Annotated in this window: 9 protein-coding genes and 3 pseudogenes; 3 read left to right on the top strand and 9 right to left on the bottom strand. The window is 70.7% G+C overall.

Annotation, left to right across the window (positions count from 1 at the left end; translation table 11 throughout):
- Positions 1–2: 2 nt before the first annotated feature.
- The gene (locus tag ICW72_RS02035; RefSeq protein ID WP_191084709.1) at positions 3–692 is read left to right on the top strand and encodes a lysophospholipid acyltransferase family protein; all 690 of its coding nucleotides are present in this window, start codon (positions 3–5) and stop codon (positions 690–692) included.
- Here the strand turns inward: ICW72_RS02035 and ICW72_RS20500 are convergent.
- The 3 genes and pseudogenes from ICW72_RS20500 to ICW72_RS02025 form a co-directional block, all read right to left on the bottom strand.
- Positions 689–1117 carry a transporter associated domain-containing protein gene (locus ICW72_RS20500; RefSeq protein ID WP_223881010.1) on the bottom strand — a complete coding sequence of 143 codons (429 nt, stop codon included), beginning with the start codon at positions 1115–1117 and terminating at the stop codon, positions 689–691. The genes ICW72_RS02035 and ICW72_RS20500 overlap by 4 nt on opposite strands.
- Before the next feature lie 117 nt (positions 1118–1234).
- Positions 1235–1926 (bottom strand): annotated as a pseudogene (locus ICW72_RS20495) (CNNM domain-containing protein); the annotation flags it as partial.
- Positions 1927–2042: 116 nt separating this feature from the next.
- Positions 2043–2978, bottom strand: a complete 936-nt coding sequence (locus ICW72_RS02025) for a Gfo/Idh/MocA family protein (RefSeq protein ID WP_191084708.1) — start codon at positions 2976–2978, stop codon at positions 2043–2045.
- Between the two features lie 90 nt (positions 2979–3068).
- On the opposite strand from ICW72_RS02025, the pseudogene secD reads away from it, so the two are divergent.
- Positions 3069–5650 (top strand): annotated as a pseudogene (secD, locus tag ICW72_RS02020) (protein translocase subunit SecD).
- A 480-nt stretch (positions 5651–6130) separates the two neighbouring features.
- Positions 6131–6871 (top strand): EAL domain-containing protein, encoded by a 741-nt coding sequence (locus tag ICW72_RS02015; protein WP_191084707.1) that lies wholly within the window; start codon positions 6131–6133, stop codon positions 6869–6871.
- 26 nt (positions 6872–6897) lie between these two features.
- On the opposite strand, the gene ICW72_RS02010 is transcribed toward ICW72_RS02015, so the two are convergent.
- From ICW72_RS02010 to ICW72_RS01985, 6 genes and pseudogenes are all read right to left on the bottom strand, one after another.
- A complete protein-coding gene (locus ICW72_RS02010) occupies positions 6898–8070 on the bottom strand; it encodes an iron-containing alcohol dehydrogenase (RefSeq protein ID WP_191084706.1) in 1173 nt (390 codons plus the stop codon).
- A 19-nt stretch (positions 8071–8089) separates the two neighbouring features.
- Entirely contained in the window at positions 8090–9136 is a 1047-nt protein-coding gene (locus ICW72_RS02005; RefSeq protein WP_191084705.1) for an ABC transporter ATP-binding protein, read from the bottom strand.
- A gap of 67 nt (positions 9137–9203) precedes the next feature.
- On the bottom strand, positions 9204–10193 hold the full coding sequence (locus ICW72_RS02000) for an ABC transporter ATP-binding protein (protein ID WP_191084704.1): 990 nt from the start codon (positions 10191–10193) through the stop codon (positions 9204–9206).
- A gap of 211 nt (positions 10194–10404) precedes the next feature.
- Positions 10405–11403 (bottom strand): annotated as a pseudogene (locus ICW72_RS20910) (amidohydrolase family protein); the annotation flags it as partial.
- Positions 11404–11652: 249 nt separating this feature from the next.
- A complete protein-coding gene (locus tag ICW72_RS01990; RefSeq protein WP_191084703.1) occupies positions 11653–13260 on the bottom strand; it encodes an ABC transporter substrate-binding protein in 1608 nt (535 codons plus the stop codon).
- 115 nt (positions 13261–13375) lie between these two features.
- Complete coding sequence (locus tag ICW72_RS01985; RefSeq protein WP_191084702.1) at positions 13376–14251, bottom strand: ABC transporter permease; 876 nt, start codon at positions 14249–14251, stop codon at positions 13376–13378.
- Between the last annotated feature and the right edge of the window lie 8 nt (positions 14252–14259).

Here is a 14259-nt window from a genome sequence, read left to right as displayed (position 1 = left end):
CCATGGTGTTCCTGCGTTCGCTGCTGTTCAACATCGCCTTCTATGGCTTCACGGCGCTGATCTCGCTCGCGGCGCTGCCGCTGCTGGCGGCGCCGCCCGCCGCGATTCGCTGGGCCATGCGCGTCTGGGCGCGGGGATCGGTGGCCATGCTGCGCGGCATCTGCGGCGTGAAGATCGTGGTGGAGGGGCGCGAGCACCTGCCCGCGGGCGGGCCCGCCCTCATCGCCTCGCGCCATGAATCGGCCTTCGACACCCTCATCTGGATCACCCTGGTGCCGGACAATGTCTATGTCCTGAAGCGGGAACTGTTGCGCATCCCCGTCTTCGGCTGGCACGCACGCCATGCGGGGATGATCAGCGTGGACCGTAAGGCGGGTGCGACGGCCATGCGCGGCCTGCTGCGCGACGCCAGGGAAGCGACCGCCGCCGGCCGGCAGATCGTCATCTTCCCCGAAGGCACGCGCGCGCAGCCCGACCAGACCCTGCCGCTGCAACCCGGCATCCTGGCGCTCGCCAAGGCGACCGGCCTGCCGGTGATCCCGGTCGCGACCAATAGCGGGCGCGTCTGGGGAAAGCGCGCCTTCCTCAAGCGGCCGGGCACCATCATCCTGCGCATCCTGCCACCCCTGCCCGCCCAGGACCTGCTGCCGCGCCTCGCCGCCTGCCTCCAGGCGGAGCAGGCGCGGCTTTAACCCGGCGGGGCTTCCGGCGGGCGCACCGACAGCCGGTCCAGCCGCAGCCCGCGCCGTTCCAGGATGCGGATGCCATAGCCATCCAGCACCAGCTCCTGCCCCACGGGCGGGATGCCGCGGTGCCGCCCCACGACGAAGCCGGCCAAGGTCGCGGCCTCGTTCTCCGGCAGGTTCCAGCCCAGCTCGCGGTTGAGGTCGCGCAGCCGCACATCGCCCCGGATTTCGAGGGTGCCGTTGCCCGCGAGGTCGGAGAGGATGGGCTCGCCGCGCTCCGCGATCTGGCCCACGACCACCTCGAGAATATCCTCCAGCGTGACGATGCCCTTCAGCGTCCCGTATTCGTCCACGACGATGGCGATGCGGTGCGGCGTGCGCCGGAAATCCTGGAGCTGGGCGCGCAGGGGCCGCCCCTCGCTCACCACCATGGGCGGTGTCGCGATGGCGGCGAGGTCCAGCCGCGCGGCATCGCCCCCCGCCGCCGTCAGCGCCCGCAGCACGTCGCGCGGGCTGATGATGCCCAGCAGGTCCTCGCCATTGCGTCGCCACAGCGGCAGGCGCTGGTGGGGCTGGTCCAGCAGCAGGGCCACGAGCTCGGCCGCCGGGCGGTCCGCGTCCAGCGCCACCACGCGCGAGCGGTGGGTCATCACGTCACGCACCACCATGTCGTCCAGCGCCAGCACGCCGCGCAGCATGCGGCGTTCCTCCATGGCGGCGAGGTCGGCCTCGCCCTTCTGGCCCATGCCGTGCAGCTCGATGGCGCCCAGCAGCTCGTCTTCCGTGATGCCGGGATTGTCGGTGGCGGGGGGCCTGGAGCCGAAGACGCCGAGCGTGGCGCGCACGATGGCGTTCACCCCCGCCGCCACCGGCCCCAGCAGCGCCATGACGCCGGCCAGCAGCGGGGTCAGGCGCAGCGCCGCATTGTCGGGCCGGCGCAGCGCGACCGTCTTGGGCAGCACCTCCGAGAAGATGACCAGCAGCGCCGTCATGGCCAGCGAGGCATAGACCACGCCCCCTCCCCGAACCAGGAGATGAGCAGGGCCGAGGCCAGGGCGGTGGCCGTCGTGTTCACCAAGTTGTTGCCGACCAGGATGGCGGCCACCACCTGCTCCTTCCGCTCGGTCAGGCCGGAGAGGCGGTTGGCGCGGCGGTCGCCCTCGCGCGCGCGGCGCAGCACGAAGGCGCGGCTGGCGGCGGTGAAAGCCGTCTCGGTCCCGGAGAACAGCGCGGAGGCCATCAGCAGCAGGACGATCAGTCCCAGGGTGATCAGGCTTCCGAAGTCCATTGCGTCCTCTCACGCCGCGGTGGCGGCTGCGCCCATGATATCGGGGGCCCATGGTATCGGGGGCGGCATCAGCCCGCGAGGCTGGCTTCGATCCGCAACGCCGCGTCCAGCGCCGCGCGCCCCGCCGCGCCATCGGCCTCATAGGCGCCGCCGCCCTGGATGGCGGCGATGAAGGCCGCGTGCTGGGCCTCCAGACTGTCATGGTCGGTCCAGGAATGGCGGTCCAGGCCCCAGCCTGGCATGTGCTCCACCGGGCTCGCGCCACCGGGGGCCAGGGCCTCCAGGCTGCGGGCCAGGAAATCCACCCGCAGCTCGCCCTCCGGCCCCATGGCGCGCAGGCGGCGTTCGAGGCCGACGGCCACGCGGCTGGCCGTCACCTGGGCCTGGGTGCCGTCGGCGAAACGAAGCTGGGCCACGGCCCAGTCCGGGTGGTCGCTGGCCACCCGGCCGCCCACGGCGCGGACCTCCGCCAGCGGGGCCGGCACCAGGGAGAGAATTAAATCCAGGTCATGGATCATCAGGTCGAGCACGACCGAGACATCCAGGCTGCGCGGCCGGAAGGGGGCGACCCGCACCGCCTCGATGGCCTGCAGCCGCCGACCGGAGAGCGAGGTGCGCAGCGTGCGGATGGCCGCCGAATGCCGCTCGATATGCCCCACCATCAGGACCCGGCCCCGTGCCGCGGCCAGGGAGACCAGCGCATCGGCCTCTTCGGTCGTGGCGGCGATGGGCTTTTCCACGAACACATGGCGCCCCGATTCCAGGGCGCTCGTGGCCAGCGGGGCGTGGAAGCGGGTGGGGGTCGCGATCACCACCGCGTCGCAGGCCGCGATCAGCTCCTCGGCGCCCAGGGTGGCGCAGCCGGCCTCCCCCGCCACCTGGGCGGCCCGGGCCGGGTCCGCGTCATGCAGCCCCACCAGGGTGGCGCCGGGGGCCCGCGCCAGCTTGAGGGCATGGAAGCGGCCGAAATAGCCCGCGCCGAGGACGCCGATGCGTAAGGACATGTTGCGTCATGCCTAGCCTGAGCGGGGCGCACTTGCATCCCCCCTCCCCCTCGTCATGTTCCCGCCGCGCAGACGGGGCTCTTCGGTCACATGATGTATTTTTCGCGTTGGAAGACGTTTTCCATCCTGGGCGTGTGCCTGGCGGCGCTGCTGCTGAGCCTGCCCAACCTCTTCCCGCGCGCCTCCGCGCCCGAATGGTTCCCCATGCGCCAGGTGAACCTGGGCCTTGATCTGCGCGGCGGGTCCTACCTGCTGCTGGAGGTGGACACTTCCGTCCTGCTGCGCGAGCGGCTGGAGGCGGTGGTCGAGGGCACGCGCCGGGGCCTGGGCCAGGCCACCCCGCGAATCTCCTACACCGGCCTGACCGCCCAGCCCGACCAGCGCCGGGTGCAGCTGCGAATCACGGACCCCGCCCAGCGCGACACGGCCCTGCGCATCATCCGGGAGCTGGCGAACCCCGTCACCGTCAGCGCCGGCAACCAGCAGCCCGACATGGAGGTGGCGGCCGGCCCGGATGGCACCATCACCGCCACCATCACCGAGGCCGGGCTGCGCGCCAAGGCGACCAACGCGGTCGAGCAATCCATCGAGATCGTCCGCCGCCGCATCGACGAGACGGGCGTGGCCGAGGCGCTGATCGCCCGCCAGGGTGCCAACCGCATCCTGGTCCAGCTGCCCGGCGTGGAAGACCCCCAGCGCATCAAGGACCTGCTGGGCCGCACCGCGCGGATGACCTTCCATCTGCTGGACGAGACGGCCAACCTCCAGGCCATCACCGCCCCCCCGGCGTCATGTTCCTGACCGGCGAGCAGACGGGCGAGCGCTTCGCCGTGCGCCGCCGCGTGGAGGTGGATGGCGCGAATTTGAACGACGCCCGCGCCGCCCAGGACAGCCGCACCGGCGAATGGGTGGTGAATTTCAGCTTCGATTCGATCGGCACGCGCCGCTTCGCGGACATCACCCGCGCCAATGTGGGCCGGCCCTTCGCCATCGTGCTCGATGACCGCGTCATCACCGCCCCCGTGATCCGCGAGCCCATCACGGGCGGCCGCGGGCAGATCAGCGGCAGCTTCACCGTCCGCACCGCCAATGACCTGGCCGTGCTGCTGCGCGCCGGCGCCCTGCCCGCGCCGCTGACGGTGGTCGAGGAGCGCACCGTCGGGCCCGAGCTGGGCGAGGACGCGATCCGCGCGGGCCTCATCAGCCTCGCCGCCGGCTTCCTCTTCGTCTTCCTCTACATGGGCTTCGCCTACGGGTTGTTCGGCTGGATCGCGAACATCGCGCTCGGCATCAACATCCTGCTGCTGATCGCGGCCATGTCGCTGCTGGAAGCGACACTCACCCTGCCCGGCATTGCGGGCATCGTGCTGACGCTGGGCACGGCGCTCGACGCCAACATCCTGATCAACGAGCGAATCCGGGAGGAGGTGAAGAATGGCCGCTCCCCCCTCTCGGCGCTGGAGACGGGCTATACCAAGGCCTCCGGCACCATCCTCGACGCCAATTTGACCAACCTGATCGCCATGGGCTTCCTCTATGGCTTCGGCTCGGGCCCGGTGCGCGGCTTCGCGGTGACGGTCGCCATCGGCACCCTGGCGCAGATGTGGACGGCCACGGTGCTGGTCCGCCTCTTCACCGTCTGGTGGTATCGCTGGCGCCGCCCGAAGGAGCTGCCGGTCATCGAGAAGCCCGGCGTGGGGCTGATGGAGCGGCTGCGCCGCCCCCTCTTCCGCATCGTGCCGGATGTGACGCGCATTCCCTTCATGAAGGGGGCGGTCATGGGGCTCGTCGTCTCGGGCCTGCTCTCCACCGCCTCCGTCATCGGCGCCTTCTACCCGGGGCTGCAGCGCGGCATCGACTTCCAGGGCGGCATCATCATGGAGGTCCGCACGCCGGAGCCCGCGAACCTCCCCGCCATGCGCGCGGCCGTGGCCGGTCTTGACACCGGCGATGTCGGCCTGCAGCGCTTCGGCGACGAGAACACGGTCCTGGCCCGCGTGGCCGCGCCCAATGACGAGGCGCAGACCCAGGCCGTGGTGAACAGCGTCCGTGCCGCGCTGGAAGGCGCGCAGGAGGGGCTGCGCGTGCTGCGCGTGGAGGCCGTGGGCAACCGCATCTCGGCCGAGCTGTTCCAGGGCGGGCTCATCGCGCTCGGCCTCTCGCTGCTGGCCATGATGGTCTATATCTGGGTGCGCTTCGAATGGGAGTTCGGCTTCGCCGCCCTCATCACCCTGATCCTGGACACCACCAAGGCCGTGGGCTTCATGGTGCTGTTCCAGATCGAGTTCAACCTGACCACCATCGCGGCCATCCTGACCATCATCGGCTTCTCGGTGAACGACAAGGTCGTGGTCTATGACCGGATGCGCGAGAACCTTCGCCGCTACAAGGTGATGCCGCTGCGCGACGTGGTGGACCTCTCCATCAACGAGACGTTGAACCGCACCATCGGCACCTCCATGACGCTCGCGCTGGCCGTGCTGCCGCTGGCGCTGTTCGGCGGCGCCACGCTGGCGGGCTTCGCCTGGGTGATGCTGTTCGGCGTGGTGCTCTGCACCTCCTCCTCCATCTTCATCGCCGCCCCCATCGTGCTCTTCACCGGGGCGAAGCGCCTGCGGCCCGGCCTGGCTGCGGAGGGCGCCGGCGAAAAGAAGGAGGTTGCCACGCCGTAAGGCTCCGCCCCGCCCTGTCCAGGCATTGAGACGGGGCGGCGCGGCGTATAGGCTACCGCACTGTTCGCATTTCCAGGTGCCTTTGCCCCAGAACGAGACATCCAGGCCCAAGGCGGAGCCCGCCGAAGCCGCTCCGGCCGCTCGCATCGCCGTGGTGACGCGCGACCCCCGGCTCGCCGAGGCCGTCCGGGCCGCCGCCTCCCGGGCCGGGGTGGAGCCGCCCATCGTGCTCGACGGGCATGCCGCGCTGATGGCCGCGGTGCTGGAAGGCAGGGGCGGCTTCGCGCACCTCTTCCTCCAGGAGAGCATGACGGGTGTGGAATCCACCCTGCTCGACGCCCTGGCCGAGGCCTCGCCCGGCGCCACCATCCTGCCCCTGCCCGCCCATGCCCCGCCCGCCGAGCTGGAAGCGCGCATCCGCGCGGCGCTGACGGGCGGCCCCCCGCGCCCCCCACGCCGCGTGGCGGCGGCCTCGCGGGCATGGCGCGGCGGCTCGATGGGGATGACGGGCTGCTGCTGCGCTACCAGCCCATCGTCCGCGTGCGCGACCGCCGCCTCGTCATGGTCGAGGCCCTGGCGCGCTGGCGGGGCGACCCGGTGGCGCTCGGCCCCGGCAGCTTCGTGCCCGCCCTGGAACGCGCGGGGCTGGCGCGGCGCCTGGCCGCCGCCGTGGCCCGCATCGCGGCGAGCGACCTGATGCGCAACGGCACCCCCGCGGGCCTCGCCGTCTCGGTGAACCTGCCGGTGGATGAGCTGGAGAAGCGCGACACCCTCTCCTGGATCGCGGACCAGCTGCGCGCGGCCCGGATGCCGCGCCACCGCCTGGCCATCGAACTGACCGAGACCTCACCCGTGCGCGACTTCTCGCGCCTGGGCCGTTCGGTGCGGCGGCTGCGCGCGCGCGGCCACCAGGTGCTGATTGATGATTTCGAGATGGATGACCGGCGGCGGCGCCTGCTGCGCCTGCCCTTCTCCGGCGTGAAGCTCGACAAGGACTTCGTGCAGAGCCTCGCCACCTCCGCCCGGGCGCGGCAGCAGGTGCGGCGGCTGGCGCGGCAGGGGCTGAGCATGACGGCGGAGGGTGTCTCCACCGCCGCCATCTGGCGTTCGCTGCGCCACCTGGGCGTGGAGCGGGCCCAGGGCTTCTGGCTGGCCCGCCCGCTGCCGCTGGCCGCCCTGTCCGCCTGGGTGGACCGCTGGCGGGCGTCCCAAGCGGGATGAGGCCTGCGGGATGAAGCCGGCGGGCGTCAGGCCCCCCGATAGGCCTCCGCATACAGCGCCATGATCTGCTCCGCCGCCGGCACGCGCGGGTTGTTGCCCGGGCTGCCCGAGGCCAGCGCCTGCGCCGCCATGGTGGGCAGCAGCCCGTTCCAGCGCGCCTCCTCGATGCCCCAGGCGGCGGGGGTGGGCACCTCCAGCTCCGTGTTCAGGGCGCGCAGTTCCTCCAGCAGCTTGGCCCCCGCCACCTGGTCGGCATCGCTCGGCGCGGCGCAACCCATGCAGCGCGCGGCCTCGGCATAGCGCGGCAGGGCGGCATCCAGGCTGAAGCGCGTGACCGCCGGCAGCAGCATGGCGTTGGAAAGGCCATGCGGCACATGGAAATGCGCGCCGATGGGCCGCGACATGCCATGCACCAGCGCCACCGAGGCGTTGGAGAAGGCGAGCCCCGCCAGCGTCGCCCCCAGCATCATCGCCTCGCGCGCCGCGGCGTTCCCGCCATCGGCATAGACGGGGCGGAGGTTGGGGCCGATCAGGCGCATCGCCTCCCGCGCATACATGTCCGAGACGGGGTTGGCGCGCTGGCTGACGAAGGCCTCCAGCGCATGGGTCAGGCTGTCGATGCCCGTGTCGGCCGTGATGCGGCGCGGCAGGGTGAAGGTCAGCTCATGGTCCACCACGGCGGCCAGCGGCAGGGCGCCCAGGCCCGCGATGAGCATCTTCTCATCGGTCTCGGTGTCGGTGATGACGGTGAAGCGCGTGGCCTCGCTGCCCGTGCCGGCCGTGGTGGGCACGCAGATGACGGGCAGCGCGCCGCGATCCGCCGCCACGGGCACCTTGAAGTCGCGCATCTTCGCACCGGACGGCGCGGCGGCGAGGATGGCCATGGCCTTGGCCGTGTCCATCGGGCTGCCGCCGCCGAAGCCCAGCAGCACGTCGTAATCGCCGCCCCGCAGGACGGCGACGCCGGCCTCGATCACCGTGTCGGTCGGGTCGGGCACGGTCTCGTGGAACACGACAGGGGTCATGCCGGCCTCGCGCAGCGGGGCGAGGCAGCGTTCGACCAGCCCCGAGGAGACCATGAAGGGGTCCGTCACCACCAGCGGGCGGGAGAAGCCGAACTGACCGAGCAGCGCCCCCAGCCGCGCGATGCTTCCCGCCCCCACCAGCATCTGACGGGGGGCCACGATCGCCTGGACCATGCGTTTCCTCTTGCGCGAGTTATGTCCGCGCGGCCGCCTCCGCGTAGAGGGCGAGCCGCTTCGCCGCATTGGGGGCCAGGCCGCCGGCGAAGTCCACCCCCGCCGGGGGCAGTTCATCGGCCAGGTGGCAGGCCACGCCATTCTTCAGCACCGGATCCTGCTGGCGGCAGATGTCCTGCGCGTAGGGGCAGCGCGTGTGGAAGCGGCAGCCGGGCGGGATGTTCATGGGGCTGGGCACGTCGCCGCCGAGCGGTGTCACGCGGCCCTTGCGCGAGGGGTCCGGGTGCGGGATCGCGGCCAGCAGCGCCCGCGTGTAGGGGTGGCGCGGGTTGGAGAAGAGCGCGCGCTTCTCGCCGATTTCCACGATGCGGCCGAGATACATGACCGCGATCCGGTCGGCCACATGCTTCACCACCGCGAGGTCATGCGCGATGAAGAGATAGGCCAGCCCGAGGCGCCGCTGCAGGTCGCGCAGCAGGTTCACCACCTGCGCCTGGATGGAGACGTCGAGCGCGGAGACCGGCTCGTCGCACACCACGAGGTCCGGCTCCACGGCCAGCGCGCGGGCAATGCCGATGCGCTGCCGCTGCCCGCCGCTGAACTCATGCCCGTAGCGCTGCGCGTGATAGGGCGCGAGGCCCACCAGCTTCAGCAATTCCTCGACGCGGGCCTTGCGGGAGGCGGCGTCACCGATGTTGTGGACCTCCATCGGCTCCGCGATGGTCTGCCCCACCGTGTAGCGCGGGTTGAGCGAGGCGTAGGGGTCCTGGAAGACGATCTGCGCGCGACGGCGGAAGCCCTTGAGCGTCGCGCCATCCAGCGTGGTGATGTCGGTCCCCTGGAACTTCACGGCCCCCGTGGTGGGCTCGATGAGGCGCAGCACCAGGCGCGCGGTGGTGGATTTGCCGCAGCCGCTCTCGCCCACCAGGGCCAGGGTTTCGCCGCGGTTGAGCGTGAAGGAGACACCATCCACCGCGCGCACCAGCCCGACCTGCTTGGCCAGGATGGCGCCCTTGCGGACGGGGTAGTGCTTGGCGAGGTTCTCGACGTCCAGCAACACGGTCATGCCGCCTCCGATCGCAGAAGGGTGGCGCGCAGCGGCGCCCGAAGGCGTGAATCGGTGGCGCAAACGGTCATGCCGCGACACTCGCTTCAACGGGCGCGCGGATGCACGCCACTTCATGGCCAGGAATGATGGACCGCAGCGGCGGGATCTCCGCGCGGCAAGCCTCGATGGCGAAGGGGCAGCGCGGGTTGAAGCGGCAGCCGCGCGGCAGGTTGAAGGGGGGCGGCACGGTGCCGCGGATGGCCAGCAGGTTCTCGCGGTCCTCATCCAGGCGCGGAATGCTGCCGAGAAGGCCCAGCGTGTAGGGGTGCTGCGGGTCCTCGAAGAGGGCGCGGGCGTTCGTGCGCTCCACCACCTTGCCCGAATACATCACCGCCACCTCATCGGCCATTTCCGCGATCACGCCGAGGTCATGGGTGATGAGGATGATGGCCATGCCCGTCTCGGCCTGGAGTTCGCGCAGCAGGTCCAGGATCTGCGCCTGCACCGTCACGTCCAGCGCCGTGGTGGGCTCATCCGCGATGAGCAGCTTGGGCGAGCAGGCCAGCGCCATCGCGATCATGACGCGCTGGCGCATGCCGCCCGAGAGCTGGTGCGGGTATTCGTCGAAGCGCCGCTCCGGCGAGGGGATGCGCACGCGCTTCAGCGCCTCGATGCCGCGGTTGCGCAGTTCGGCGTTGCTCGCGCGCGGGTCGTGGGCGCGGATGGCCTCGGTGATCTGGAAACCCACGCTGTGCACGGGGTTCAGCGAGGTCATCGGCTCCTGGAAGATCATCGCGATGTCGCGGCCGCGCACCTGGCGCATCTCGGCCATGGAGAGCGAGGCGAGGTCACGCTGGCCCAGCATCACCCGGCCCGCCGCGATGCGCCCGGGATGCGCCACGAGGCGCATCACGGACAGCGACAGCACGGATTTCCCGCAGCCGCTCTCGCCCACGATGCCGAGCGTCCTGCCGCGATGGACCTCGAGCGAAACGCCATCCACCGCCGGCACGTCGCCGCCCGAGGTGCGGAAGACCGTGCGAAGGCCCTCGATGCGGAGCAGGGGTTCGGACATCACAGCCACTTGAAGGTGGGGGGGCGATCTTGTCCACCGGCCGGTGTGCCCAGTCCTGCTGGGTGGCCTTGGCGGTGATGCGCTTCTGCGCTTCGGCCAGATGGGCGGCGGCCTGGCGGAAATCCATGGTCAGGACCTCGCCATTCTCCACCACCTTCTCGCCATCCACGAAGACGTCCTTCACCGCGCGGTCGCCGGCGGCGTAGATCAGGCTGCGCACGGGGTCGTGGCGCGGCTGCATGCGCGGATGGGTCGCGTCCACCAGCACGATGTCGGCGCGGGCACCGACCGCGAGGCGGCCGATATCGTCGCGCCCCAGCGCCTTCGCGCCGCCGATGGTGGCGGCGTTGAAGATGTCGTTGGTGGTGGTGGTGCGCGGGTCGTTGGCCTGGGTGCGGGCCAGATAGGCCACGAGGCGCAGCTCATCCAGCATGTTGTGCGGGTAGGTGTCGGTGCCCACGCCGAGGTTCACGCCGCGGCGGTGATAGCGCCCGAAATCCTTCATGGTGATGCCGCGCCGCGCGAAGACGGTCGGGCAATGGGCCACCGTGGTGCCCGTCTCGGCGAGGATCGAGAGGTCGCGGTCCGTGTGCCAGGGCGTGCTCGGATGGTCGTCCAGGAAGATGCCGTGGCCGATGATGGATTGCTGGTCGAGCAGCCCCATCTCGTGCAGCCACTGGATGGGCGTGAAGCCGTGGCGGCGCGTGATCTCGTGGAACTCCACCACGGACTGCGCGGCGTGGATCTGCCAGGAGATGCCGCGGGCGCGGGCCTCGGCGCGGCTGTCGCGCAGGAGTTCGGGCGTGCAGGTGTCAATCTGCGCGGGGCAGGCCATGCCGAAGAGGCGGCCCGAGGGGTGCTGTTCCGCGCGCTGGATGAGGGTGAAGGCCTCTTCCATCGCCTTCTCGCCGGCCTTCTCGTCCCACTCATATTCGACGACATGGCCGTTCTTGGTGAACCACCGCGCCGACTTGAACATCGGCGCGATGCAAACGCGCATGCCGGCCTCGGCCAGCAGGTCGAGCCAACCCGGATGCGCCATGGACAGGTCGCACAGCGTGGTGACGCCGGAGAGCAGAAGCTCGCTCAGCGCCACGCGCACGCAGTCCGGCACCGCCTCCGCGTCCGAGCGGAAGATGGGCATGAACTCATAGAGGGAGGAATTGTAGAGGCCGGGGCTGCCGATCTCGTCGAGCAGCCCCTTGTTCATCGGCTCGCTGGTCGGGTGCGAGTGGATGTTCACGAGGCCCGGCATGACCAGCATGCCGGTGCCGTCCACCACCTTGTCCGCCACGCCGTCATAGCCCCGGCCGACGAAGCGGATGACGCCCCCTTCGAAGGCGAGGTCCGCATCGGGCATGTAGACATGCCGCTTTTCCGAGGCATCCCAGGCGACGATGAGTTCGGCGCCCTTGATCAGCGTGGTGGCCATGGTGGTGCTTCCTTGCCGTTTACTGCTTCAGCGGACCCGCAGGTCCAGGCCCTTGTAGATCGCGATGCCGTAGAGGCCGTGCGCGCGCGCGCCCTCCACCCGGCGGGTGCTGAACAGGTTCAGGTTGTTGTGCGCGATGTTCATCCAGGCCGAGCTTTCATTGAGCTGGCGCTGGAGGTCCGCCATGGCGCGCGCGCGCACCGCGGGGTCCGTCGCCGAGCGGCCTTCTTCCAGCCAGGCGTCGGTCTGCGGGTCGTTCCAGTTCATGCGGTTCGGCGTGGGCCGCGAACGGCTGTGCCAGTAGAGGTTCAGCGCGTCATTGGCCGAGATGTAGGGGTAGCTCAGGAACAGCACGTCGAAGTCCTGGCTGGCCAGGCGCCCCCAGGCCACCGTCGCGTCGAAGAGCTGCACGCGCAGCTCGATCCCCACCTGGCGCACGGCCTGCTGGATGATCTCGCCCAGGCGCTGGTTCACCAGGTTGTTGATGGCGAAGAGCGTGAGCGTGGCGCGCTGGCCGTCCTTCACGCGGACGCCATCGGGCCCGGCGCGCCAGCCGGCCTCGTCCAGCATGCGGCGGGCGGCGGCGGGGTCGAAGGCGGGCACGCCCTGGTCACCGGCCTCGTAGTAGTCGAGTGCCGTGGGGTTGATGATGCCGCGCGCGGGCCGCGCATTGCCGGACCACACGGCGCGCACCATGGCCGGCCGGTCCACCGCCATGTGGAAGGCGCGACGGATGGCGATGTCATTGGCCACCGGGCGGTCCACCTTGAAGCCCAGATAGGTGTCCCACAGGTAGTTGGGCTGCGTGTCGATGGTGACCGTGGGCACCCGGCGCAGGGATTCGATGAAGGCGTCGGGGATGTACTGCGTCAGATCCGCCTGGTTGGACTGCAGCGCGGCCACGCGCGAGGCGGCCTCCGGGATCACGCGCCAGACGATGCGCTCCACATGGGCCGGGCCCTGGTTCTGCATCACCGGCGGGCCCCAGCGGTAGTTGGGGTGGCGCGTCAGCACCAGCTGGTTGCGGGGCGTCCAGCTCTCCCAGCAGAAGGGGCCGGTGCCGTTGAAGCCCTGCACGCCGAAATTGTCGCCCAGCCGCTCCACCGCGGCGGGGTCCAGCGCCGAGGCGAAGAACTGCGCGAGGTTGGGCAGCAGCTCCGAATGCGGGCGGTTCAGCTCATAGACCAGCGTGTGCGGGCCGGTGGCCCGGATTTCCTTCACATCGCCCGCGCGCCAGGCGACGGGCGAGGTCACGCGCGGGGTGGTGCGGCCGATCCAGCGGTTCAGGCTGAAGGCCATGGCTTCCGCGGTGAAGGGCGTGCCGTCGCAGAAGGTGACGCCCTGGCGCAGATGGAAGGTGTAGGTGAGGCCGTCCTCCGACACGTCCCAGCGCTCGGCGAGGCCGGGGCGGATGGTGCGCATGTCGTAGTCCATGCTGACCAGCGTGTCGGACAGCATGGTGATGACCTCGCCGGCGGCCAGTGCCGTCGAGCGCGCGGGGTCATAACGGTCGGCGTCGATCTCGCGCATGATCGTGATCTGGTTGCGCGGCTGCGCCTGCGCCTGCCCGGCCACGAGGGCGAGGCCCATCGCGGCCAGCCCCCCCAGCGTCGCGCGTTGCCAGAAGCTTTTCATCTCTTTGCTCTCCCTGATTGGACTAGATCCGATCGCACATGGCCGCTTGCGGCCATTGCGTGAATCGGCTCGGAAAATGACGGCAAAGGCGGTTTCCGCGCATGTGGAAACCGCCCTAAATGCGCAGCCGGGGATCGAGCGCGTCGCGCAGCGCATCGCCCAGCAGGTTGAAGGCCAGCACGATCACGAAGATGCCCAAGGACGGGATCACGCTGATGTGCGGCGCGATGAAGAGGAAGTTGCGCCCCTGCGCCGCCATGGCCCCCAGCTCCGCCGTCGGCGGCTGCGCGCCGAGGCCGAGGAAGGAGAGCGCGGAGCCCAGCAGAATGACCTGGCCCAGCCGCAGCGTGGAGAACACGAAGACGGAGGAGAGGCAGTTGGGCGCCAAATGCCGGAAGATCAGCCGCAGGTCGTTCATGCCGATGGCGCGCGCGGCCTCGATGTAGTCGAGGCCCATCACCACCAGCGCGGAGCTGCGCACGATGCGCGCCATCAGCGGGATGGTCGCGATGGACAGCGCGATGATGACGGCGGTCAGGCCGGGTCCGAAGATCGCCGCCAGCGCCAGGCCGAAGAGGATGGCCGGGAAGCTCAGCAGCATGTCCATCAGCCGCATCAGCAACCCGTCTATGCGACGGTAATAGGCCGCGCAGAAGCCCACCACCGCGCCGATCACGCCGCCCACGACCAGCGAGAGCAGGCCCATGCCCAGCGTCACGCGCAGGCCGAACAGCATGCGCGAGAAGATGTCGCGCCCCTGCCCGTCCGTGCCGAACCAGTAGCGCGAGGAGGGGGGTTCCATCACCGCCATCAGGTCGGTGGCGAAGGGATCATGCGGCGCGAGCCAGGGCGCGAAGACCGCCAGCAGCACGATCAGGATGACGAGGATGAGGCTGACCGTCCCGCCGAAATCCCGCAGCAGCATGCGCAGCGCCGAGGGGCGGCGCGGGGCCGAGGGGGCGGTGGTGGCGTCGAGGGTGGTGTCGCTCATGTCCCTGC

It is taken from the genome of Roseococcus microcysteis (genome assembly GCF_014764365.1).
GTDB classification, from domain to species: domain Bacteria; phylum Pseudomonadota; class Alphaproteobacteria; order Acetobacterales; family Acetobacteraceae; genus Roseococcus; species Roseococcus microcysteis.
The sequence above is the reverse complement of the archived record's forward strand: the minus strand, read 5'-3'. Positions and strand labels throughout refer to the sequence as shown.